Consider the following 21,617-nt stretch of genomic DNA (forward strand, 5'->3'; position numbering starts at 1 on the left):
AACCTGCCCTACGGGAATCAGCATCCCGCCACCGTCACTGGCCGCTGCGCCCGGCCGCCCCCATGCAAGGGTGATCCTGTGACGGAAAACCGCCTGATGATCCCGTTGTCGATCCTTGACCTGGCCCCGGTCTGCGAGGGCAGTGACACCACTGCCGCCTTCGCCAACATGCTGGAACTGGCCCAGCACGCCGATGCGCTGGGCTACCGCCGCTACTGGCTGGCCGAACACCACAACATGCCCGGCATCGCCAGTGCCGCCACCGCCGTGCTGATCGGTCATGTTGCCGGTGGCACCCAACGCATCCGGGTCGGCGCGGGCGGCATCATGCTGCCCAATCATGCCCCGCTGCAGGTGGCCGAGCAGTTCGGAACGCTGGCCTCGCTGTATCCGGACCGCATCGACCTTGGCCTGGGCCGTGCGCCGGGCACCGATCAGCCGACCGCACGTGCACTGCGCCGCTATTTCGACAGCGCCGACCAGTTCCCGCAGGACGTGCGCGAGCTGCTGCACTACTTCGAGCCGGTCCAGCCTGGACAGGCGGTGCAGGCCGTTCCGGGTGGTGGCCTGCGGGTGCCGACCTGGATCCTCGGATCAAGCCTGTTTGGCGCACGCATGGCGGCCTCGATGGGCCTGCCGTATGCATTCGCCTCGCATTTCGCGCCGGACGTGATGGACGAAGCGCTGGCGGTGTACCGCCGCGAATTCCGTCCCTCGGCCACGTTGAAGCAGCCGCACGCGATGCTGGCCCTGAACGTTGTTGCCAGCGACAGCGAGGCCGAGTCGCGTCGCCTGTTCACAAGCCAGCAGCAGAGTTTCGTCAACCTGCGCCGCGGCCGGCCGGGCAAGATCCCGCCGCCCATCGACGACATTGAAGCCTTCTGGGAGCCGCACGAAAAGTTCGGCGTGGAACGGGCCCTGGCCTGCACCGTGCTGGGCGATCCGCAGCAGGTGGCCGAGGGTATCGCCGCTTTCGTTGAGCGGCACAAGCCTGACGAGCTGATGCTTACTGCCAACCTGTATGACCATCGTGCGCGCCTGCGTTCCTTCGAGCTGGCGATGAACGCCTGGCATGGCCGCCACGCGGGCTGAACAACCGCGTCACGGCCCGTTGCGGCCGATCCGCGTCTGATGGGGGCTCCCCACTTCTGGAGTCCCCACCATGGCCGAGACCCGCGCCGAACACATTGCCCAGCTGGCTGAACTGATCAAGGACGTGGAGGTGGCGATGTTCACCACCACCGGCGTCGACGGGCGACTCTACAGCCGGCCGTTGGCCACCCAGCAGGTCGCCTTCGACGGTGACCTGTGGTTCGTGATCACCGCCGACAGCCCGAAGGTGGCCGAGATCGCGCTCGACCCGCGCGTCAATGTGGCCTATGCCTCGCCATCGAAGAACACCTATGTGTCTGTGGCGGGGCGGGCGCGGGTTGTCGATGATCGCGCGAAGATCGAAGAGCTGTGGTCGCCGGCGATGAAGCTGTTCTTCCCCGCCGGCAAGGAAGACCCCAACCTTCGCCTGATCCACGTGCGCGCCGATAGCGCCGAATACTGGGATGGCCCGGGCACCTTGCTGGGCAAGGCGTTGAGCTTCGTGCTGTCGGCGGTGCAGGACGATCCGGCACCGCTGGCGGACAACGGATTCGTCGACCTTCGGTGATTGCTGCATCCATGCGTGGCGTGGATCTACCGGATGCGGGAAGTGCCAGCCGCTGGCCGGCAACCCTGGAAACGTGGCAGCCGGCCAGCGGCCGGCTCTACCGGATGCCACTTCAGAACCAGCGCTGGAACAGCTCCACTGTATAGCCCACCAGCTGCCCGGAACTGAAGCCGAAGAACGCGATCGCCACCAGCGCTGCGATCCAGTTGAACAGCATCAATGCACCATCGCGCTCCAGTAGCGCCAGCGAGAACAGCAGCAGCTGGAAGCCGAACAGGAAGTTGGTGAACGGAATCGGCAACGACAGCAGGATGCCCAGCAGTACCAGCAGCAGGCCGCTGAAGGCGTGCGCGGGCAGCGGTGTCAGCAACTGCGGCAGGCGAGGCTTCAGCATCCTGTCCAGCCGCCGCAACGGGCGATCGATACGGTCCAGGAAGCGGTGCATGGTGCCGCGCTTCGGCCCGCGTCGGGCAATGAAACCGGGCAGCCAGGGCCGGTGCAGGCAACACAGCATCTGCAGGCCGATCAGGACCACCAGTGGGCCGCTGACCGCCCCCCCCATGCCCGGGATCGGGATGAACGAGGGCAGGATCGCCACGAACAGGAACACGCCGAACGCGCTCTGCTGCAGGTTGCTGAGGATCTGGCCGAGCGGCATGTGCTCGGCGGGATCGCCGGAGGCGAACATCTCCAGCAGGGTGCGGATGCCCTCGTTGCGGTAGGTCGGGCGCTGCGCGCCCTGGCCCTGGCCGGCCTCAGGCGGTGAGCTCATCGGCCTGCTCGTCGGACAACGTGCGCAGCAGCAGCTTGTCCACCCGCGCACCGTCCAGGTCGACCACCTCGAAGCGCCAGCCGGCCCAGTCGAAGTACTCGCCTGCGTGCGGGATGCGGCCGAAGTAATGGATGCACATGCCGGCCAGCGTGTAGTAGTCGCCATCCTCGGCATCGGGCAGGTCGTTGCTTCCGATCAGCTCGCGCAGGTCCTCGATCGGCAGCGAGCCGTCGACCAGCAGCGAGCCGTCCTCGCGGGTCACCACCAGTGCGTCTTCATCGGCATTCTCCACCGCCTGCAGGCGGCCAACCACGGCGCCCATCAGGTCGCTGATGGTCACCAGGCCCTGGATCTCGCCGTACTCGTCCACCACCAGCGCCATCGACTGCTGCTCCTCGCGGAAGATCTCCAGCAGCTTCATCGCGTGGGTCGATTCGGAGACGTACAGCGGTTCGCGCAGGGTCTGGAACAGCGCGTTGTCGCCGCGCGCCATGCGCGTGGCCAGCGATTTCAGCTCCAGCACGCCGACCACGTCCATGTCGTTGTCGCGGTACACCGGGTACCGCGAGAACTCGTGCTCGGCCATGATGTCCAGATTGCGCTCCAGCCCGGCCTGGGTGTCGAGCCAGGCAATGCGGTTGCGCGGGGTCATTAGGCTGTCGGCGGTGCGGTCGCCCAGGCGCATGACGCGGTTCATCATGTCGCGCTCGTGGGCGTCGATCACGCCAGCTTCGTGGCTCTCGGCCACCAGCATCCGGATCTCTTCTTCAGTCACCTGCGCGGCCTCGTCCTTGCCCAGGCCCAGCACCTTCAGTACCAGCTGGGTGGTCTTGGACAGGAGCCAGACGAAGGGCAGGGCGAGCCTGGCAAGCCAGCTCATCGGCATCGCGACCAGGCCGGCAATGGCCTCGGAGCGGGTCAGGGCCAGGCGCTTGGGCACCAGTTCGCCGAAGATCAGCGTGATGAAGGTGATCAGCGAGACCGCCAGGGCGGTGCCTACTTCGCGCGCGTACGCAAAGCCGGGCATCAGGCCCTGCAGCCAGCCGGCGATCGCGTCGCCGATCGCATCACCACCGAGGTAGCCGGTCAGTACGCCGATCACGGTGATGCCGATCTGCACCGTGGACAGGAAACTCTCCGGCTTCTCCGAAAGCTCCAGCGCCTTGGCGGCGCGCTTGGAGGTGGCGGCCATCTGCTTCAGGCGGCTCTTGCGCGAGGTCATGACCGACATCTCGGACATGGCGAAGAAGCCGTTCAGCAGAACCAGCGCGAAGACAATCAGGATCATTTCAAACACGGGCATCGTCCCCGGTTGGTGGCAGGGAGGGCGGGTGCTTGCGATGGCGGCAGGCGCTCAGGAACGGGGTCCGGCGCGGCGCAGGGGGATAAGGGTCGTCGTCCATAAGGTGCGCCCGAAGGCGCGCTGGCATCTTAGCAAAGGGGCGTGGCAGGGTGGCAACCGCCTGTTCAGGTTGGGGGTCCCAGAGCCAGGAAAGGGCGCGGGGATACCCGTGATGGTCATCTAGCCGTCATAATTCGCTCTGGTGCCGTCCTTCCCGCGACGGCTGACAGGTTTCTCAATGTTCTCTCTGCAGACCATTTTCGGTTCCGGCAAACAGTTCTACACCCTGCTCGATGAGGCTGCCGTCGCGGCTTCCGATGCCGCCAAGGCGCTGCATTCGATGCTGCGCGAGGCCGACCGCCAGCCCGCGCTGGACGCCTTCAAGCTGGCCCGCCTGCGCGAACGCGCGGCCTCGGACAAGATCAGCCAGGCGCTGGTCGACAGCTTCATGACCCCGATCGAGCGCGAAGACATCGAAGCGCTGGGTTCGGCCCTGTACAAGATTCCGAAGCAGATCGAGAAGTTCGCCGATCGCTATTCGCTGGCCACGACCCACCTGGAGCACATCGACTTCGCGCCGCGCGCGGCGATGCTGGAACAGGCCGCCGGCGTGGTGGTGGAGATGGTGGCTGACCTGCGCCACATGAACCTGGACCGGATGACCGCGCTGAACGAGAAGCTGCGCTCGCTGGAGAACGAGGCCGACCGCCTGATGCTCGAGCTGTACCGCGACATCTACTCCGGTCGCCTGGACAACCTGCAGATGTTCCTGCTGAAGGAATTCTTCGAGATCCTGGAAAAGGCCATCGACCGTTGCCGCGAGGCCGGCGTGGTGGCGTACCAGATCGTGTTGAAGAACAGCTGACGGACGCCGCCGCATGTTGACCCTTGTCCTGGTGGTGATCCTGGCCGCGCTCGTCTTCGAGTTCATCAACGGCTTCCACGACACTGCCAACTCCATTGCCACCGTAGTGGCGACCAAGGTGCTCTCGCCCGGCTGGGCGGTGATGCTGGCCGCCTTCATGAACCTCATCGGTGCGCTGACCGGCACGGCGGTGGCGCTGACCATCGCCTCGGGCCTGCTCAACACCAACGTGGTCGAGGTCACTCCGCAGGTGATCCTGTGCGCCCTGCTGGGCGGCATCATCTGGAACCTGATCACCTGGTGGAAGGGCCTGCCGTCCTCGTCCTCGCACGCCCTGATCGGTGGCCTCTGCGGTGCCGGTCTGGCCGCGGCCCACAACAACTGGGACGCGCTGATCTGGTCGGAGCGCCTGGGCAGCTGGGCGCAGAACAAGGGCCTGCTGTGGAAGGTGTTCGTGCCGATGATCACCTCGCCGATCGCCGGCTTCCTGCTCGGCATCGTGGTGATGGTGCTGCTGTGGGCGCTGATCGCCGGCCTGGCCAAGGTCGGTGGCGCCATCGGCCGCCTGGCCCGTCCGCGCATCGTCAATGCCTTCTTCGGCAAGGCGCAGATCGCCTCGGCGGCCTACATGGGCTTCGCCCACGGCCACAACGACGCGCAGAAGACCATGGGCATCATCGCGATGACCCTGATTGGTGCCGAAGCCACCGGCGCACTGAACGATCTGCCGTCCTGGCTGGCGTTCATGCACCCGGACGCGCACGCCGGTGACGGCATCGCCATGTGGATCGTACTGACCTGTGCAGTGGTGATGGCTGCCGGTACCGCCTCGGGTGGCTGGAAGATCATCAAGACCCTGGGCCACAAGATGGTCAAGCTGCACCCGATCCACGGCTTCGCCGCGGAGACCAGCTCGGCCACCATCCTGACCCTGGCGGCCCACTTCGGCATGCCGGTCTCGACCACGCACAGCATCTCCACCGCGATCATGGGCGTCGGTTTCGCCAAGAACCCGCGTTCGCTGAAGTTCGGCGTGATCGAGCGCATTGTCTGGGCCTGGATCCTGACCATCCCGGCCGCCGGCGGCTGTGCGTACCTGATCCTGAAGCTGTTCGAGATGTTCGGCTGGACCTGATCGCCACGCCAAGGTGCACACGAAAAAGCCCGCCGACCACCGGCGGGCTTTTTCATGGGCAAAGAATTTTTCCGCACACAACGTGTCGACCAAGGTCGACACGTACCAGAGCAGAAACAGGGATCCGATCCCGTGCCGACCAACGGTCGGCACCCACCAGCAGCAGCGGGAAACTGTCGAAGGCGGGGTGGGTCCGGTTGCGGGGGTGTGAGCGGCATGGATGCCGCGACCAAGCCCCCATGGACGGGTTTACGGCGTCCCCCGCAACCGGACCCGCTCCGCCAACCCACGGAATGCCCGCTTTTGCAGTTGCAGTTGCCGTTGCAGTCAGCGGGTGCCGGGCCGCAGTCCCGGCCGACCCTCCTCAATTGCGTTGGAACAGCGCCTGCACATCCCTGCGGAACGCCGCCTGGCTGTCGGCCCGGCTGTAGAACATGTGCCCGCCCGGATAACTGCGCACCTGCACCCGGTCCGGATTGCTGCCCATCGTCGGCATCTGGTCCACGGTCAGGATCGAACCCATGAACGGGCACGACAGGTCGTTCCAGCCATGCACGATCAGCACCTGCAGGTGCGGGTCGATCGCCACGGCCTGGCGCAGCTGGGTCACCGCGCCATCGCGCAGCTCGCCATTGCGGTCCCACAGCCGGTTCACGTCGTAGTTCAGCGCCTGGTACCGCGCATCCACCTTCCAGCCGACCACGCGCGTCACGAAGTCGACCATCGCCGTGGTGGTCGGCGCGATGATGCTGTCCAGCAGCGGATCGTTGGCGCGCTGCTCCGGATCGTTCGGGAATGGATCGAACGCGGTTACGTTGGAATCGTAGCGGCTGCCCAGCGTGCCCTTGTCGCGGAACACTTCACGCAGGTAGGCCTGGGTTTCCAGCCGACCACCGGCACGGCGCACGAACTGCGGGTCCAGCCCGGTCAGTTCGGTCACCCGGCGCAGCATTGCCTCGGTCGCCTGCGGATCGCTGCGGCCCTTCATCAACGCGGTGGCGTAGTCGCCACGGGTGTATTCCACTACTTCGCGCATCGCTGCATCGGTCAGCTTGCCCTGGCGCTCCAGGTGCGCGGCGGCGATCGACGGCAGCGTCTGCATCCACGCCATCGGCGAGACATCGGCGTTGTCTTCCAGGGTCGGACTCAGGTAGGGCGAGACCAATACCAGGCCGTTCATCGCAACACCCAGCCGGGTCTGCAGATAGTGGGTGATGCGTGGGCCGCGGTAGCCGCCGTAGCTCTCGCCGGTCAGGTACTTGCGCGACGCCATGCGCTGGTTGCGCAGCAGCCAGTCGTAGATCGAGCGTGACAGGTATTCGATGTCGGCGCTGGGGTTGTACGGCGCCTTCTTCGCTTCGTCGTCGCCGATGCGCGCGCGGCTGAAGCCGGTCCCGACCGGATCAATGAACACCAGATCGGTGAAGTCCAGCCAGGTGCCGGGGTTGTCGTGCAGCGTCGCCGGCGCCGACGCGCTGTCACCCTCGGAGCCGAAGGTCACCACCTTGGGCCCGATCGCGCCCATGTTGAGGTAGACCGACGATGCCCCGGGGCCGCCATTGAGCGCGAAGGTCACCGGCCGGTCCTTGCCCGGCACCGTGTAGGCGGTAAACACCACGTCGGCGATCACCTTGCCCTTGGCATCGCGTACCGGCAGGGTGCCGACGGTGGCGGTGTAGTCCAGGGTGCGGCCGGCCAGGCGCATGCTCTGGCGGGCCGAGGCGTCTGCGGGCAACGCAGGTGCCTCGGTCTTGTCGTCCTTCGGATCGGGCTTGGCGTCGGCATCAGGCGCGGCCAGCACGCTGGCTGGGGCGATGAGCAGGCCGACGCAGAGCGCGGCAGTGTGCAACAGGGACTTCATGGCACCGGGTGGGCAGCGGAAGGGGATTGCGATGCTAGGCCGGTGGCGGCCCATGTCGTATGTGTCCAAAGGCATGGCCGTGCGTTGAGCCCGCTACTGGCCAGATTGGGTCAAGCGGGCAGGGTGGCTGCCGCGTCGTCATCGGCCAGCAGGCCGTAGACGGCCGAGTCGGCCAGTTCCCCCTGGATGCGCCAGCGCTGGCGCAGCACTCCCTCGCGGCGGAAGCCCAGGCGTTCGAGTACGTGCGCGGAGGGTGCGTTGCGCGGGTCGATCTCGGCTTCCACGCGATGCAGGTGGAGGGTGCCGAACAGGTAGGCCAGTACCTGCTGCAGGGCCTCGTGCATGTAGCCCTGGCCCTGGCGGTCCGGTGCCAGCAGGTAGCCGATCTCGGCGCGGGCTGCAGTGCGGTCCACTGCAAACACCACGCAGATGCCCAGCAGTGGACCTTCCAGCGATTCGCGCACGGCCAGCTTCAGCTGGGTACCGATGGCATGGGCGGCGAGATCATCGTCGATCTGTTCGCGCGCCTCGGCCTGTCGCGTCCAGGCCGGATGATTCCACCAGCGCATCACGTCGGGATTGGACTGCAGCGCGAACAGCGCGGCGGCGTCGTCACGGCGGATCGGGCTCAGGACCAGCCGTGCGCTGTGCAGCGGCAGGTCGGGGAACAGCAGCGAGTGGCTGGCCAATACGGTGGTTCGCACGGATGGACGCGCATTATGGCGCCGCCGGGTTTGCCGATGGGGGCGGCATGCCCGGGGCGGATGGGTCGGATCCCTTTCCCGACGGGAAACGGATCCGACCCCGCGAGGGATCAGACTTCCAGCGAAGCCAGGTCGCCCTTCGACTCCAGCCAGCCCTTGCGGTCGGACGCGCGCTTCTTGGCCAGCAGCATGTCCATCAGCGAGCGGGTCTGCTCGCCATCGTCCACGGTCAGCTGTACCAGGCGGCGCGTATCCGGGTGGATGGTCGACTCGCGCAGCTGCGGCGGGTTCATCTCGCCCAGGCCCTTGAAGCGGGTGACGTTGATGGCGCCCTTGATCTTCTCGCGCTCGATCTTGTCCAGCATCGAGCGCTTTTCTTCCTCGTCCAGGGCATAGAACACCTGCTTGCCCACATCGATGCGGAACAGCGGCGGCATCGCCACGAACACATGGCCGGCATCGACCAGTGCCGGGAAGTGCTTCAGGAACAGCGCGGTCAGCAGCGTTGCGATGTGCAGGCCGTCGGAGTCCGCGTCGGCCAGGATGATCACCTTGCCGTAGCGCAGGCCGCTGATGTCGTCCTTGCCGGGGTCGCAGCCGATGGCGATGGCCAGGTTGTGTACTTCCTCCGAGGCCAGCACGCTGTTGGACGAGACTTCCCAGGTGTTCAGGATCTTGCCACGCAGCGGCATGATCGCCTGGAAATCCTTGTCGCGAGCCTGCTTGGCGCTGCCGCCTGCCGAGTCACCTTCCACCAGGAACAGCTCGGTGCGCGACAGGTCCTGGCTGATGCAGTCTGCCAACTTGCCGGGCAGGGCCGGGCCCTGGGTGATCTTCTTGCGGACGACCAGCTTCTCGGTCTTCAGGCGCGCGCTGGCACGCTCGATGGCGATCTGCGCGATCTTCTCGCCCAGTTCCACGTTCTGGTTCAGTAGCAGGCTGAACGCATCATGGGCGGCACCTTCGACGAAACCGGCGGCCTGGCGCGAGGACAGGCGCTCCTTCGTCTGGCCGCTGAACTGTGGGTCGGTCATCTTCAGCGACAGCACGAACGACACGCGGTCCCACACGTCTTCCGGGGCCAGCTTGACGCCACGCGGCAGCAGGTTGCGGAAGTCGCAGAACTCGCGCAGCGCTTCGGTCAGGCCGGTGCGCAGGCCGTTGACATGGGTGCCGTGCTGCGCGGTGGGAATCAGGTTGACGTAGCTTTCCTGCACCAGCTCGCCTTCCGGCAGCCAGGCCACGGCCCAGTCAACTACCTCGGTGTCCTTCTTCAGGTTGCCAACGAACAGGTCGGCCGGCAGCGATTCGCGCTCGCCCAGCTCCAGCTTCAGGTAATCGCGCAGGCCGTCTTCGTAGTACCAGGTATCGACTTCACCGGTGGCTTCATCGGTCAGCTTCACGGTCAGGCCCGGGCACAGCACGGCCTTGGCGCGCAGCAGGTGCTTGAGCGCGCGCACCGCGAACTTCGGCGTATCGAAGTACTTCGGGTCCGGCCAGAAGCGCACGCGGGTACCGGTGTTCTTCTTGCCGACGCTGCCGACCACTTCCAGCGGCGTGGCACGGTCGCCGTTGCGGAAGGTGATGCGGTGTTCGGCGCCGTCGCGCTTGATGTGCACTTCCACCAGGGTCGACAGCGCATTGACCACGCTGACGCCGACGCCGTGCAGGCCGCCGGAGAAGGTGTAGTTGTTGTTGCTGAACTTGCCGCCCGCGTGCAGGCGCGTGAGGATCAGCTCGACACCCGGGATCTTCTCCTCCGGATGAATGTCCACTGGCATGCCGCGGCCGTCATCGCTGACCTCCACGCTGCCATCCTTGTACAGGGTGATCTCGATCGAACGGGCGTGACCGGCGAGGGCTTCGTCCACCGAGTTGTCGATCACTTCCTGCGCCAGGTGGTTCGGGCGCGCGGTGTCGGTATACATGCCGGGACGGCGCTTGACCGGGTCAAGGCCGGACAGGACTTCAATATCGGCGGCGTTATAGCGGGCGTTCATCTGTCTTCGAAAGCTTGGAGCGACGGGCAAGTGTGGGGTCTGGCACGGGAATTTGCACGCCTGCGGTTCAGTCTCGGCGGCGCAGAGGAGGTAAAATAGCCCTCGCTGGAATCTGAACGCCGGCGGCCCGTTGGGTCTGAACGTCCAAGCCATACCGCGAGGAGGACCTCATGAAGAAGTTGCTGACCATTGCGATCCTGGCCGCTGCCGCCGTTGCAGTGCCGCTGGTGGTGGCGCAGAACGCCGGCCAGCCGGCCCCGCAGCAGGGTGACCAGGCCGACAAGGCGCAGGCCGAGGCCGATGCCAAGGCCAAGCGTCGGGCCCAGGCCAATGCCGAAATGAAGGCGCAGGGCCAGCCGGCCCCGCAGCAGGAAGAGGAAGAGGAAGCGCGCAAGAAGCGCTGATCCCGCAACCTGCCAGGCGCCCTTGCGACAAGGGTTGCGCACCGAAACGCCCCGCCCAGCGGGGCGTTTTTTGTTGGATCGGCCGCACAAGCCCCTTGGGTTGGCGGCCATCAATCTGTAAACTATGGCTTTCCGGGAGTAAGTGCGTGTCCACCCTTTGCGAATGGGCTGGAGCGGCCAAGCGTGGCTTCCAGCATGGCGGGTCGCAGGTGACGGTCGATTTGACCGGCACGGTCGCCCCGACCTCGCACGATGGTTCCCGTCCGGCGCCTGCCGCCGCACGGATCCGCACCTCCCTCGCTGCCACAGCGAACCGGAAAACCCCCTCTGAGCACCATGCCCGCCCTCCGGGTGCGCGTGGTGCTGCCGTTTTCCATTTCCAGACAGGATGCTTGCAGCCATGACTCCCTTGATTTTCGTAACCGGCGGCGTGGTGTCCTCGCTCGGCAAAGGCATTGCCGCCGCGTCGCTGGCCGCCATTCTCGAAGCCCGTGGCCTGAAGGTCACGATGATGAAGCTCGACCCGTACATCAACGTCGACCCGGGCACCATGAGTCCGTTCCAGCACGGTGAGGTCTATGTCACCGACGACGGCGCCGAGACCGACCTCGACCTGGGCCACTACGAGCGCTTCGTGCGCACCCGCCTCAGCCGCAAGAACTCGGTCACCACCGGCCGCATCTACGAGAACGTGATCCGCAAGGAGCGCCGCGGCGACTACCTGGGCGCGACCGTGCAGGTCATTCCGCACATCACCGACGAGATCCGTCGCTGCATCGACGAAGCCACCGAAGGCTATGACGTGGCACTGGTCGAGATCGGCGGCACCGTTGGCGACATCGAGTCGCTGCCGTTCCTGGAGGCGATCCGCCAGGTGCGCACCGAACGTGGCCCGGAGAAGGCGCTGTTCATGCACCTCACCCTGGTGCCGTACATCGGCGCCGCCGGCGAGCTGAAGACCAAGCCGACCCAGCACTCGGTGAAGGAACTGCGCTCGATCGGCATCCAGCCGGACGTCCTGCTGTGCCGCTCCGAGCAGGCGGTGCCGGATTCGGAGCGCCGCAAGATCGCCCAGTTCACCAACGTTTCCGAGCGTGCGGTGATCAGCGTGCCGGACGTGGACGTGCTGTACCGCATCCCGTCTGGCCTGCATGCACAGGGCCTGGACGAAATCGTGGTGAACCAGCTGAAGCTGGCCGACAAGGCCGGTCCGGTCGACCTGTCGATGTGGGAAGACGCGGTCGATGCGACCCTGCACCCGCTGGACGAAGTGACCATCGCCGTGGTCGGCAAGTACGTCGATCACCAGGATGCCTACAAGTCGGTCGGCGAAGCACTGAAGCACGGTGGCCTGCGCCAGCGCACCAAGGTCAACCTGAAGTGGCTGGAAGCGCAGGACCTGGAAGGCACCGACATGGCCGCGCTGGCCGATGTCGACGGCATCCTGGTGCCGGGTGGCTTCGGTGACCGTGGTTTCGAAGGCAAGGTGCTGACCTCGAAGTTCGCCCGCGAGCAGCAGGTGCCGTACTTCGGCATCTGCTATGGCATGCAGGCGGCCGTGGTCGACTACGCGCGCAACGTGGTCGGCCTGGAAGGTGCCAACAGCACCGAGAACGACCGCCAGTCGCCGAACCCGGTGATCGGCCTGATCACCGAATGGCGCACCGCCAGCGGCGATGTCGAGAAGCGTGACGACAAGAGCGACCTCGGCGGCACCATGCGCCTGGGCCTGCAGGAACAACGCCTGAAGCCGGGCACGCTGGCCCGCGAGCTGTACGGCAAGGACGTGGTCGCCGAGCGCCACCGCCACCGCTACGAGTTCAACAACCGTTACCGCACCCAGCTGGAAGATGCGGGCCTGGTGATCGCCGGCAAGTCGATGGACGACACCCTGGTGGAAGTGGTCGAGCTGCCGCGCGATGCCCACCCGTGGTTCCTGGCCTGCCAGGCGCACCCGGAATTCCTGTCCACGCCGCGTGACGGCCACCCGCTGTTCATCGGTTTCATCCGTGCCGCGCGCGAGCGCAAGGCCGGCGGCAAGCTGCTTTCCGAAGCGCGCGCCTGACTTGTGAATGGGGGCTTCGGCCCCCATCCTGCATGCTTCAACCCCCAGCGCACCGGCCCGTCCGGTGCTGCGGACAACAAGGAAACGCCATGAAACTGTGTGGATTCGAGGTCGGGCTGGACCAGCCCCTGTTCCTGATCGCCGGCCCCTGCGTGATCGAGTCGATGCAGCTGCAGCTCGATACCGCCGGCAAGCTGAAGGAGATCACCGACAAGCTCGGCGTCAATTTCATCTTCAAGTCCAGCTTCGACAAGGCCAACCGCACTTCGGGTACCGCATTCCGCGGCCCGGGCATGGAAGAGGGCCTGAAGGTCCTGGCCGAAGTGAAGAAGCAGATCGGCGTGCCGGTGCTGACCGACGTCCACGAATACACCCCGATGGACGAAGTGGCCTCGGTGGTGGATGTGCTGCAGACCCCGGCGTTCCTGGTCCGCCAGACCGACTTCATCCGCAAGGTGTGCTCGGCCGGCAAGCCGGTCAACATCAAGAAGGGCCAGTTCCTGGCGCCGTGGGACATGAAGCCGGTCGTGGAGAAGGCCAGGGCCACCGGCAACGAGCAGATCATGGTCTGCGAGCGCGGTGCCAGCTTCGGCTACAACAACCTGGTCAGCGACATGCGTTCGCTGGCGGTGATGCGCGAGACCGGTTGCCCGGTGGTGTTCGACGCCACCCACTCGGTGCAGTTGCCGGGCGGGCAGGGCACCAGCTCAGGCGGCCAGCGCGAGCACGTGCCGGTGCTGGCCCGTGCCGCGGTGGCGGTGGGCATCTCCGGCCTGTTCGCAGAAACCCATCCGGATCCGTCAAAGGCGCTGTCCGATGGTCCCAACGCGTGGCCGCTGGACCAGATGGAGGCCCTGCTCGAGACCCTGATGGAACTCGACGCGGTGACCAAGAAGCACGGCTTTTCGCGCTTCGCGTGAGTCGTGACCCGTGGGTGGCGCTGGAAACCCAGCGCCGCCGCCGGCACTGGAGACAGTGGCCGTGGGGCCAGATCGCGCTGGGGCTGTCCGCGGTGTTCACCGTGGGCTTGTTCTGCCTGGTGCTGATCGGCGCCGCGTCAGTGCGCCCACCGGGTGATGGCGGCAGCGCGCTCGATCTTCGGGCGTATTTCATTGCGCTTGTGGTCGGAGAGCTGCTGGCCAGCGCAGGGTGCGTCGCTTCGGCTGTGCTGGCCTGGCGATTGAACCGTGGCAAGGTACCGGCAGGGCTGGCGATCATCCTGCTTTCTCTGTGGATCGGCACCCTGTTCTACGGATGGCGTTGATGAATACGACCCCATCGGCGCGCGGCTGGCCCTGGGGCCTGATCGCGCTGGCGCTGTCAGTGTTGACCTGGATGGCCCTGGTGGTGGGCGTGCTGGCTTTCACCGCCGGCTTCCGGCCGCCCGGGGACGGAAACAATGGCGTCCAGGCCACGCAGTGGTGGATGCTGGGCGCGCTGGTCACAATGGTGCTGTGCTTTCTCGGCAGCCCGGTGGCGATGGTGTTGGCCTGGCGACGGCGGCGTGGCCCCATCCTTGCGGCGATTGCCGGTGCATTGCTGGTGATGCTGGTCTCGCTGGTCCTTATCGTGATCGGGTCGAGCTGGGGCTGATGCAGGCCACGCCATTTGGCAAGTGGCGGGCAGCCGGGGATAATCACGCGGCATTCGTTTTGTCGCCCCCTCTCCAGACAGGTAACCGGCCCGACCATGAGTACGATCCGCAGCATCCACGCCCGTGAAATCCTCGACAGCCGTGGCAATCCCACGCTGGAAGCCGAAGTCATCCTGGAGGACGGTTCGTTCGGTCGCGCCGCGGTTCCCTCAGGCGCCTCGACCGGCACCAAGGAAGCGGTCGAGCTGCGTGACGGCGACAAGACCCGTTACCTGGGCAAGGGCGTGCGCAAGGCCGTTGACAACGTCAACACCACGATTGCCGCCGCGCTGAAGGGGTTTGAAGCCACCGACCAGGCCGGCCTCGACCGTCGCCTGATCGATCTGGACGGCACCGAGAACAAGGGGCGGCTGGGCGCCAACGCACTGCTGGGTGTTTCGATGGCCGCCGCGCACGCCGCCGCCGCATCCAGCAAGCAGGCGCTGTGGCAGTACCTGGCTGCCCGGACCGGCGTGACCCCGTCGCTGCCGGTGCCGATGATGAACATCATCAACGGCGGCGCGCATGCCGACAACAACGTCGACTTCCAGGAGTTCATGGTGCTGCCGGTCGGCTTCACCTCGTTCTCCGAAGCATTGCGCGCCGGTACCGAAATCTTCCATTCGCTGAAGTCGGTGCTGAAGGGCCACGGCCTGAGCACGGCGGTGGGCGACGAAGGCGGCTTCGCGCCGGACTTCCGCAGCAACGTCGAAGCGCTGGACACCATCCTCGAAGCAATCGGCAAGGCCGGCTACACCGCCGGTGAAGACGTGCTGCTGGGCCTGGACGTGGCTTCCAGCGAATTCTTCGAGAACGGCAAGTACAATCTGGTCGGCGAGAACAAGCGCCTGACTTCCGAGCAGTTCGTCGACTTCCTCGCCGACTGGGCCGCGCAGTACCCGATCATCACGATTGAAGATGGCCTGGCCGAGAACGACTGGGCGGGTTGGAAGCTGCTGACCGACCGCATCGGCAAGAAGGTGCAGCTGGTCGGTGACGACCTGTTCGTGACCAACCCGAAGATCTTCCAGGAAGGCATCGACTCGGGCACCGCCAACGCGATCCTGATCAAGGTCAACCAGATCGGCACGCTCAGCGAAACCCTGGAAGCGATCGCCATGGCCGACCGCGCCGGCTATGCCGCCGTGGTCTCGCACCGGTCGGGCGAAACCGAAGACACCACCATCGCCGACATCGCCGTGGCCACCACCGCCACCCAGATCAAGACCGGCTCGCTGTGCCGCAGCGATCGCGTGGCCAAGTACAACCAGCTGCTGCGCATCGAGGAAGCCCTCGGCGCCGGCGCGCGTTACGCCGGTCGTGACGCGTTCGTTTCGCTGAAGCGCTGAGCCGATGCGCGACTGGCGCTGGATGCTGCTGGTGCTGGCCCTGTTGCTGGGCTGGCTGCAGTACCGCTTCTGGTTCGGTCCGGGCAATTCGGGTGAAGTGATGATGCTCGAAGCCCAGGTCGCCAACCAGGAGCGGGACAATGAGGGCCTGCAGCAGCGCAACGACGCGCTGGCCGCCGAAGTGAAGGACCTCAAGGAAGGCCAGTCCGCCATCGAGGAACGCGCACGCAGCGAGCTGGGCATGATCAAGCCCGGTGAGAAGTTCTACCGCGTGGTCGAGGATGCGCCGGTCCGTCCGGCGCAGCCCGCTGCAGGCGTCACTGTCCAGGCCGGCGATCACCCGGCGGACGTGCCATGAGCGCGGCGATCTGGGTGGTGGTTCCGGCTGCCGGCCGTGGCGCCCGCTTTGGTGCGCCGCTGCCCAAGCAGTACCTGCAGGCGGGCGGGCAGATCCTGCTCGCTCATACCCTGGACGCGCTGTTGGCGCATCCGGCCGTGGCCGGCGCAATGGTGGTGATCGGCCAGGACGACGGCGACTGGCCGGGCTGGAGCGAATGGGCCGGCAAACCGGTGCTGACCTGCATCGGCGGCGCGACCCGTGCCGCCTCGGTGCTGGCCGGGCTGCAGGCACTGCCGGACTCGGTGCGCGCCGACGAATTCGTGCTGGTCCACGACGCCGCGCGACCCAACCTGTCGCTGGCCGATCTTGGCCGCCTGCTTGAAGTCGGGCGTGCCGATCCGGTCGGGGCGATCCTGGCCGCACCGGTGCGCGACACCCTCAAGCGTGCGGGCGACGACGGTGGCATCGATGGCACTGAACCGCGCGAGCGGCTGTGGCGTGCACTGACACCACAGCTGTTCCGCCGCCACCAGCTCAGCCGCGCGCTGTCCGACGCCGCCGCTGCCGGTGTTGAAGTCACCGACGAGGCCATGGCCATGGAGCGCCAGGGCCAGCGCCCGCTGCTGGTGGAAGGCAGCGAGGACAACTTCAAGGTCACCACCCCGGCCGATCTGGACCGGTTCGAATTCGTACTTTCCCGCCGCGCCGGCTGACTGCCCGCGCGGCCCTGCTGCAAGGGCTGCATCCATGAGCACCGCACCGTTCCCGCCCGTCCGTATCGGCCAGGGTTACGACGTCCATGCCTTCGGTGAAGGCGATCACATCATGCTCGGCGGAGTGAACGTGCCGCACAGCTGCGGCGTGCTGGCGCACAGCGACGGCGACGTGATCCTGCACGCCCTGTGCGATGCCATGCTCGGTGCGCTGGCGTTGGGCGATATCGGCCAGCATTTCCCGCCGAGCGATGATCGCTGGAAGGGCGCCGACAGCAGCGATTTCGTGCGCCATTGCGACAGCCTGCTGCGCGAGCGTGGCTGGCGCGTTGGCAACACCGACATCACCGTGATCTGCGAGCGGCCGAAGGTGGGCCCGCATGCGCTGGCCATGCGTGAGCGCATTGGTGGGTTGCTGCAGCTGCCGCTGGACGCGGTCAGCGTCAAGGCGACCACCTCGGAGAAGCTGGGCTTCACCGGCCGCGGCGAAGGCATCGCCGCGCAGGCGGTCGTGTTGCTGGTGGCGGCATGATCCCGCTGCCGTTGGCGTTTGGTGCGCCGCTGTTGACGGCGCGCATCCGCACCACGCCGGACGATTTCCAGGTGGATGAACTGCCGGCCTTCGAGGCCACCGGTGAAGGCGAGCACCTGTTGCTGCACATCCGCAAGCGCGGCGCCAACACCGTGCATGTGGCCAAGCTGCTGGCCAAGTGGGCGGGCCTGCCGGAAATGGCGGTGAGCTACGCCGGCATGAAGGATCGGCATGCGGTCACCACCCAGCGTTTCAGCGTGCACCTGCCCAAGCGCGTCGCGCCGGATCTGGCCGAGCTGGCCAGTGATGAGATCGAAGTGCTCGAAGCGACCTGGCACAACCGCAAGCTGCAGCGTGGTGCACTGGCCGGCAACCGCTTCAGGCTGGTGCTGCGCGAGGTGCAGGGCGATGCTGCGGCGATCAGCGAGCGCCTGCAGCAGATCGCCGGGCGCGGCCTGCCGAACTGGTTTGGCGAGCAGCGCTTCGGCCGCGACGGCGGCAACGTGCCTGCGGCATTGGCGATGTTCGGTGGCCGCCGCATGCGCAAGGACCAGCGTTCGCTGCTGCTGTCAGCCGCGCGCTCGGCGCTGTTCAATCGTGTGCTCGCCGCGCGCGTGGAGCAGGGCAACTGGGATCAACCGCTGGACGGTGAAGTGTGGATGCTCGATGGCAGCCGCAGCGTGTTCGGCCCCGAACCCTACACCGACGTGCTGGCCGAGCGCCTGGCCCGTTTCGACATCCATCCCAGCGCGCCGCTGTGGGGCGAAGGCGAGCTGCGCAGCGCCGACGCTGCACGTGAGCTGGAGCTGGCCGCGCTGGACGACGAGGAATCGAAGGCGCTGCGCGCTGGCCTGGAAGACGCACGGCTGAAGCAGGAGCGCCGCGCGCTGCGCCTGCGCCCGGCGTTGCTGCAGCATCAGTGGTTGGCCAGTGATGTACTGGAACTCTCGTTCGCGTTGCCGCCGGGCTGCTACGCCACCGCCGTGCTGCACGAACTCGGCCCCGTCGAAGACGCCGCGCAGGCCTGACAGAAAAAGGGGACGGAGGGAATTAAGTCGTTTGTGCCACAAACGACTTAATTCCCTCCGTCCCCTTTTTGTCAACGCCGCGCCAGCAACACCAGCACCGCGCCGGTGCCGCCTTGCCCGGTCGGCGCCGAATGAAACGCCAGCACGTCGTTGCGCAGCCGCAGCAGGCGATCGACCAGGTTCTTCAGCACCGGTGCACCGCCATCGGACTGCAGGCCCTTGCCGTGGATGATGCGCACGCAGCCATACTCGTGTGCATGCGCTTCCAGCAGGAACTGGCGCAGCAGGGTTTCCGCCTGCGCGGCGGTGGCGCCGTGCAGGTCCAGCTCATCCTGTACCGAATACTGGCCGCGCTTGAGACGCTGGAACAGGCGCGGTGGCAGGTTGTCGCGGCGGTAGCTGGCCACGTCGCCCGCTTCCAGCGGCGTACTGTCGCGCAGCAGCCGCGCAAACTCGCCCGCGGCTTCGGCCTCGTCGCGTTCGGCCATGCGTGCGCGCGGCTTCGGCCGGGGCGCAGCAGGCGCCGGTTCGGCATCCTTGCGCAGCGGCGTCACTTCACCGATGGCCGCACGGAACAACGCGGCCGGATCTTCGTCTTCAGGGTGCGACATGCGCACAGGGTAAACCGCCGGCGCGGGTCTGCCTATGACGGTTCGATGTCGGCCGTGACCGCCGGCAGGGTAGGACCGGCGGCTCGCATGCGGCACAATAGACGATGCCCTTGCAGGGTCGACGGCTTCCGCAGGGGAGTACGACGGTCCCGCCCACACTGCACGGTGACGGAATCGAATTCTTGGAAAATCAAGCGGTTAAATCGAAGATGCGAATCCTGGTCAGTAATGACGATGGTGTCGACGCCGCAGGCATCCGGATGCTTGCTTCGGTCCTGCGCGAGGCCGGACACGAAGTCACGGTGGTCGCGCCCGACCGCGATCGCTCCGGTGCCAGCAACTCGCTGACCCTGGACCTGCCGATCCGGCTCAAGCGCATCGACCATTACACCGTCACGGTGGCCGGCACGCCGACCGACTGCGTGCACCTGGCGCTGACCGGCCTGCTTGAATTCGAGCCGGACATCGTCGTGTCAGGCATCAACAACGCCGCCAACCTCGGCGACGACGTGATCTATTCCGGCACCGTCTCGGCGGCGATGGAAGGCCGCTTCCTCGGCCTGCCGGCGGTGGCGGTCTCGCTGGTAACCCGCAACCACGATCCGAAGCACTTCGACACCGCCGCGCGCGCCGCAGTGGAGATCGTGGCCCGGCTCAAGGCCGATCCGCTGCCGGCCGACACCATCCTCAACGTCAACGTGCCGGATCTGCCCTGGAGCGAGGTCAAGGGCTTCGAGGTCACCCGCCTCGGCAACCGCCATCGTGCCGAAGGCTGCATCGCGCAGAAGGATCCGCGCGGCAACGAGGTGTACTGGATCGGCCCGGCCGGGCGCGAGCAGGACTCCGGCCCGGGCACCGACTTCCACGCGGTGCGCACCGGCCACATCTCGATCACCCCGATCCAGGTGGACCTGACCCGCTACCAGGCGCTGGAGAAAGTGGCCAGCTGGGTGGGTGGCCTCAGCGCCGCGCTGGACCGGCCGGCATGAGTCCACGCCTGCGACTGCAGCCGGAAGCTGTCGGCATCGGCATGACCTCGCAGCGCGTGCGTGACCGTCTGGTCGATCGCCTGCGCGAAGCTGGCATCGTCGACGAGTCCACCTTGAACGCAATCCGGGTTGTGCCGCGCCATCTGTTCATCGATGAAGCACTGGCCTCGCGTGCCTATGAGGACACCGCGCTGCCGATCGGCCATGGCCAGACCATCTCGCAGCCCTGGGTGGTCGCCCGGATGACCGAGGCGGTGCTCCAGGTCGCGCCGAAGCGCGTACTGGAAGTCGGCACCGGCTCGGGCTACCAGGCCGCCATCCTGGGCGCGCTGGGCCTGGAGGTCTACACCGTGGAGCGTATCGGTGACCTGTTGCGGCAGGCACGCAAGCGCTTGCGCGCACTGGGCATGAACATCCGCACCAAGCATGACGACGGTCGCGCCGGATGGGCCGAGCACGGTCCGTTCGATGCCATCGTGGTCACCGCCGCCGCGCCTGCACTGGTCGATGAACTGGTCGGGCAGCTGGCTGAAGGGGGGCGCCTGGTGGCGCCGGTGGGTGGCCCGGGCGGACAGTCGCTGGTGCAGCTGGACCGCAAGCCCGATGGCAGCATCGAACAACGCGTGCTGGCGCCGGTCACGTTCGTGCCGCTGCTGTCTGGCATGCTCGACTAATCCACGGAGCAGGGTTGCATGAAGATTTTCGGGCCGCTGTACGAGCGGGCGATGAAGTGGGCGGCGCACGAACGCGCGCCGACCTACCTGACGGTACTGAGTTTCTTTGAAGCGATCATCTTCCCGGTGATGCCGGAAGTGATGCTGGCACCGATGTGCGTGGCCCAGCCCAAGCGTGGCTGGTGGTTCGCCACCCTCAGCCTGGCGGGCTCGATGGTCGGCGCGCTGGTGGGTTACGCGCTGGGTCATTACGCTTTCGAGGCGATCAAGCCGGTGTTCGAGGCGCTGGGCATGCTTCCGGCGATCGAGCAGGGCATCACCACCGTGCAGGCGAAGATGGCCGAATCGCCGTGGGCGGTGTTCACCTTCCTGGTGCTGGGCGGCTTCATGCCGATCCCGATGAAGGTCTTCACGTGGGCATCGGGTATCGTCGGCGTACCGATGCCGCAGTACCTGTTGAGCATGTTGATCGGTCGTGGCAAGCGCGTGTTCGTGCTGGCCGCGGTCATCCGTATCGGTGGTGCGCGTGCCGAAGCGGCGCTGCGTCGCTGGATTGAACCGCTGGGCTGGATCGCCACCGTGCTGGTGGTGGTGCTGATCGCCTGGCTTGTATGGAGGTCGAAGTTCGCATGAATCCTGATCGTCTGAGCAAGGGAGTGCGCATCGGCGCGCTGGCGTTGCTGGTTTCCACACTGGCCGCCTGCGGTACCGCCACCGTGGTCCGCCCGGGCGGCGGCAACGCTGGCGGCGTGACCACGCCGAAGACCTCGGTACCCAAGCCCGGGCAGACCGTGGTGGTGCGCAAGGGCGACACCATCTATGCGCTGGCCCGCATCCATGACATCACCCCGGCCGACCTGATTGCCTGGAATCGTCTGGACAACCCGTCGACCATCTACCCCGGCCAGGTGATCCGCCTGTATCCGCAGGGGGCCACCAG

At 66.5% G+C, this 21,617-nt stretch carries 24 protein-coding genes; 18 read left to right on the forward strand and 6 right to left on the reverse strand.

Going from position 1 to position 21,617, the window contains the following annotated elements; translation table 11 throughout:
- Positions 1 to 96: 96 nt before the first annotated feature.
- Together N5E02_RS14370 and N5E02_RS14375 are read left to right on the forward strand one after the other, a co-directional pair.
- A complete protein-coding gene (locus N5E02_RS14370; protein WP_005416014.1) occupies positions 97 to 1,092 on the forward strand; it encodes an LLM class flavin-dependent oxidoreductase in 996 nt (331 codons plus the stop codon).
- Positions 1,093 to 1,162: 70 nt separating this feature from the next.
- Positions 1,163 to 1,660 carry a pyridoxamine 5'-phosphate oxidase family protein gene (locus tag N5E02_RS14375; RefSeq protein WP_005416015.1) on the forward strand — a complete coding sequence of 166 codons (498 nt, stop codon included), beginning with the start codon at positions 1,163 to 1,165 and terminating at the stop codon, positions 1,658 to 1,660.
- Between the two features lie 112 nt (positions 1,661 to 1,772).
- Here N5E02_RS14375 and N5E02_RS14380 read toward each other — a convergent pair whose 3' ends face one another.
- Both N5E02_RS14380 and N5E02_RS14385 read right to left on the reverse strand, forming a co-directional pair.
- Positions 1,773 to 2,432 carry an exopolysaccharide biosynthesis protein gene (locus tag N5E02_RS14380; protein ID WP_171955954.1) on the reverse strand — a complete coding sequence of 220 codons (660 nt, stop codon included), beginning with the start codon at positions 2,430 to 2,432 and terminating at the stop codon, positions 1,773 to 1,775.
- Positions 2,416 to 3,720 carry a hemolysin family protein gene (locus N5E02_RS14385; RefSeq protein WP_005416017.1) on the reverse strand — a complete coding sequence of 435 codons (1,305 nt, stop codon included), beginning with the start codon at positions 3,718 to 3,720 and terminating at the stop codon, positions 2,416 to 2,418. The genes N5E02_RS14380 and N5E02_RS14385 overlap by 17 nt, the downstream gene beginning before the upstream one ends.
- A 292-nt stretch (positions 3,721 to 4,012) precedes the next feature.
- Here N5E02_RS14385 and N5E02_RS14390 point away from each other — a divergent pair, with 292 nt between their 5' ends.
- Together N5E02_RS14390 and N5E02_RS14395 are read left to right on the forward strand one after the other, a co-directional pair.
- Entirely contained in the window at positions 4,013 to 4,639 is a 627-nt protein-coding gene (locus N5E02_RS14390; RefSeq protein WP_004152833.1) for a DUF47 family protein, read from the forward strand.
- Between the two features lie 13 nt (positions 4,640 to 4,652).
- The gene (locus N5E02_RS14395) at positions 4,653 to 5,774 is read left to right on the forward strand and encodes an inorganic phosphate transporter (protein WP_005416018.1); all 1,122 of its coding nucleotides are present in this window, start codon (positions 4,653 to 4,655) and stop codon (positions 5,772 to 5,774) included.
- A gap of 364 nt (positions 5,775 to 6,138) precedes the next feature.
- Here the strand turns inward: N5E02_RS14395 and N5E02_RS14400 are convergent, their stop codons facing one another.
- The 3 genes from N5E02_RS14400 to parE all read right to left on the reverse strand — a co-directional run bounded on the left by N5E02_RS14400 (position 6,139) and on the right by parE (position 10,339).
- Positions 6,139 to 7,635, reverse strand: coding sequence for a S10 family peptidase (locus N5E02_RS14400; RefSeq protein ID WP_279946393.1), 1,497 nt, complete (start codon positions 7,633 to 7,635; stop codon positions 6,139 to 6,141).
- A gap of 110 nt (positions 7,636 to 7,745) precedes the next feature.
- Positions 7,746 to 8,324, reverse strand: a complete 579-nt coding sequence (locus N5E02_RS14405; RefSeq protein WP_005416020.1) for a GNAT family protein — start codon at positions 8,322 to 8,324, stop codon at positions 7,746 to 7,748.
- Between the two features lie 125 nt (positions 8,325 to 8,449).
- On the reverse strand, positions 8,450 to 10,339 hold the full coding sequence (gene parE / locus N5E02_RS14410) for a DNA topoisomerase IV subunit B (RefSeq protein WP_005416021.1): 1,890 nt from the start codon (positions 10,337 to 10,339) through the stop codon (positions 8,450 to 8,452).
- 170 nt (positions 10,340 to 10,509) lie between these two features.
- Here parE and N5E02_RS14415 point away from each other — a divergent pair, with 170 nt between their 5' ends.
- The 10 genes from N5E02_RS14415 to truD all read left to right on the forward strand — a co-directional run bounded on the left by N5E02_RS14415 (position 10,510) and on the right by truD (position 18,403).
- Complete coding sequence (locus N5E02_RS14415) at positions 10,510 to 10,743, forward strand: hypothetical protein (protein WP_005416022.1); 234 nt, start codon at positions 10,510 to 10,512, stop codon at positions 10,741 to 10,743.
- Between the two features lie 400 nt (positions 10,744 to 11,143).
- The gene (locus N5E02_RS14420; RefSeq protein WP_005416023.1) at positions 11,144 to 12,808 is read left to right on the forward strand and encodes a CTP synthase; all 1,665 of its coding nucleotides are present in this window, start codon (positions 11,144 to 11,146) and stop codon (positions 12,806 to 12,808) included.
- 89 nt (positions 12,809 to 12,897) lie between these two features.
- Positions 12,898 to 13,728, forward strand: a complete 831-nt coding sequence (gene kdsA / locus N5E02_RS14425) for a 3-deoxy-8-phosphooctulonate synthase (RefSeq protein WP_279946395.1) — start codon at positions 12,898 to 12,900, stop codon at positions 13,726 to 13,728.
- Positions 13,725 to 14,072 (forward strand): hypothetical protein, encoded by a 348-nt coding sequence (locus tag N5E02_RS14430; RefSeq protein ID WP_279946396.1) that lies wholly within the window; start codon positions 13,725 to 13,727, stop codon positions 14,070 to 14,072. Before kdsA ends, N5E02_RS14430 begins: the two co-directional genes overlap by 4 nt.
- Positions 14,072 to 14,401 (forward strand): hypothetical protein, encoded by a 330-nt coding sequence (locus tag N5E02_RS14435; RefSeq protein ID WP_053500063.1) that lies wholly within the window; start codon positions 14,072 to 14,074, stop codon positions 14,399 to 14,401. Before N5E02_RS14430 ends, N5E02_RS14435 begins: the two co-directional genes overlap by 1 nt.
- Before the next feature lie 96 nt (positions 14,402 to 14,497).
- Positions 14,498 to 15,790 (forward strand): phosphopyruvate hydratase, encoded by a 1,293-nt coding sequence (eno, locus tag N5E02_RS14440; RefSeq protein ID WP_053500065.1) that lies wholly within the window; start codon positions 14,498 to 14,500, stop codon positions 15,788 to 15,790.
- 4 nt (positions 15,791 to 15,794) lie between these two features.
- Positions 15,795 to 16,148, forward strand: a complete 354-nt coding sequence (ftsB, locus tag N5E02_RS14445; RefSeq protein ID WP_005416028.1) for a cell division protein FtsB — start codon at positions 15,795 to 15,797, stop codon at positions 16,146 to 16,148.
- Positions 16,145 to 16,843 carry a 2-C-methyl-D-erythritol 4-phosphate cytidylyltransferase gene (gene ispD / locus N5E02_RS14450; protein ID WP_005416029.1) on the forward strand — a complete coding sequence of 233 codons (699 nt, stop codon included), beginning with the start codon at positions 16,145 to 16,147 and terminating at the stop codon, positions 16,841 to 16,843. Before ftsB ends, ispD begins: the two co-directional genes overlap by 4 nt.
- A 34-nt stretch (positions 16,844 to 16,877) precedes the next feature.
- Positions 16,878 to 17,375: a 2-C-methyl-D-erythritol 2,4-cyclodiphosphate synthase gene (ispF, locus tag N5E02_RS14455; RefSeq protein WP_005409005.1), complete on the forward strand. Its 498-nt coding sequence runs from the start codon at positions 16,878 to 16,880 to the stop codon at positions 17,373 to 17,375.
- Positions 17,372 to 18,403, forward strand: coding sequence for a tRNA pseudouridine(13) synthase TruD (gene truD / locus N5E02_RS14460; RefSeq protein ID WP_065179303.1), 1,032 nt, complete (start codon positions 17,372 to 17,374; stop codon positions 18,401 to 18,403). The genes ispF and truD overlap by 4 nt, the downstream gene beginning before the upstream one ends.
- A gap of 71 nt (positions 18,404 to 18,474) precedes the next feature.
- Here the strand turns inward: truD and N5E02_RS14465 are convergent, their stop codons facing one another.
- A complete protein-coding gene (locus tag N5E02_RS14465) occupies positions 18,475 to 19,014 on the reverse strand; it encodes a Smr/MutS family protein (protein WP_005409007.1) in 540 nt (179 codons plus the stop codon).
- A 209-nt stretch (positions 19,015 to 19,223) separates the two neighbouring features.
- On the opposite strand from N5E02_RS14465, the gene surE reads away from it, so the two are divergent.
- From surE to N5E02_RS14485, 4 genes are all read left to right on the forward strand, one after another.
- Positions 19,224 to 20,003, forward strand: coding sequence for a 5'/3'-nucleotidase SurE (gene surE / locus N5E02_RS14470; protein WP_279946397.1), 780 nt, complete (start codon positions 19,224 to 19,226; stop codon positions 20,001 to 20,003).
- Entirely contained in the window at positions 20,000 to 20,677 is a 678-nt protein-coding gene (locus N5E02_RS14475) for a protein-L-isoaspartate(D-aspartate) O-methyltransferase (protein WP_279946398.1), read from the forward strand. Before surE ends, N5E02_RS14475 begins: the two co-directional genes overlap by 4 nt.
- Positions 20,678 to 20,695: 18 nt before the next feature.
- Positions 20,696 to 21,310, forward strand: a complete 615-nt coding sequence (locus N5E02_RS14480; RefSeq protein ID WP_005416033.1) for a YqaA family protein — start codon at positions 20,696 to 20,698, stop codon at positions 21,308 to 21,310.
- Positions 21,307 to 21,617, forward strand: a 311-nt coding sequence (locus N5E02_RS14485) for a LysM domain-containing protein (RefSeq protein ID WP_279946399.1), incomplete at its 3' end; no start/stop codon positions are given. The genes N5E02_RS14480 and N5E02_RS14485, both read left to right, overlap by 4 nt.

The organism is Stenotrophomonas sp. GD03777 (assembly GCF_029842485.1).
GTDB classification, from domain to species: domain Bacteria; phylum Pseudomonadota; class Gammaproteobacteria; order Xanthomonadales; family Xanthomonadaceae; genus Stenotrophomonas; species Stenotrophomonas sepilia.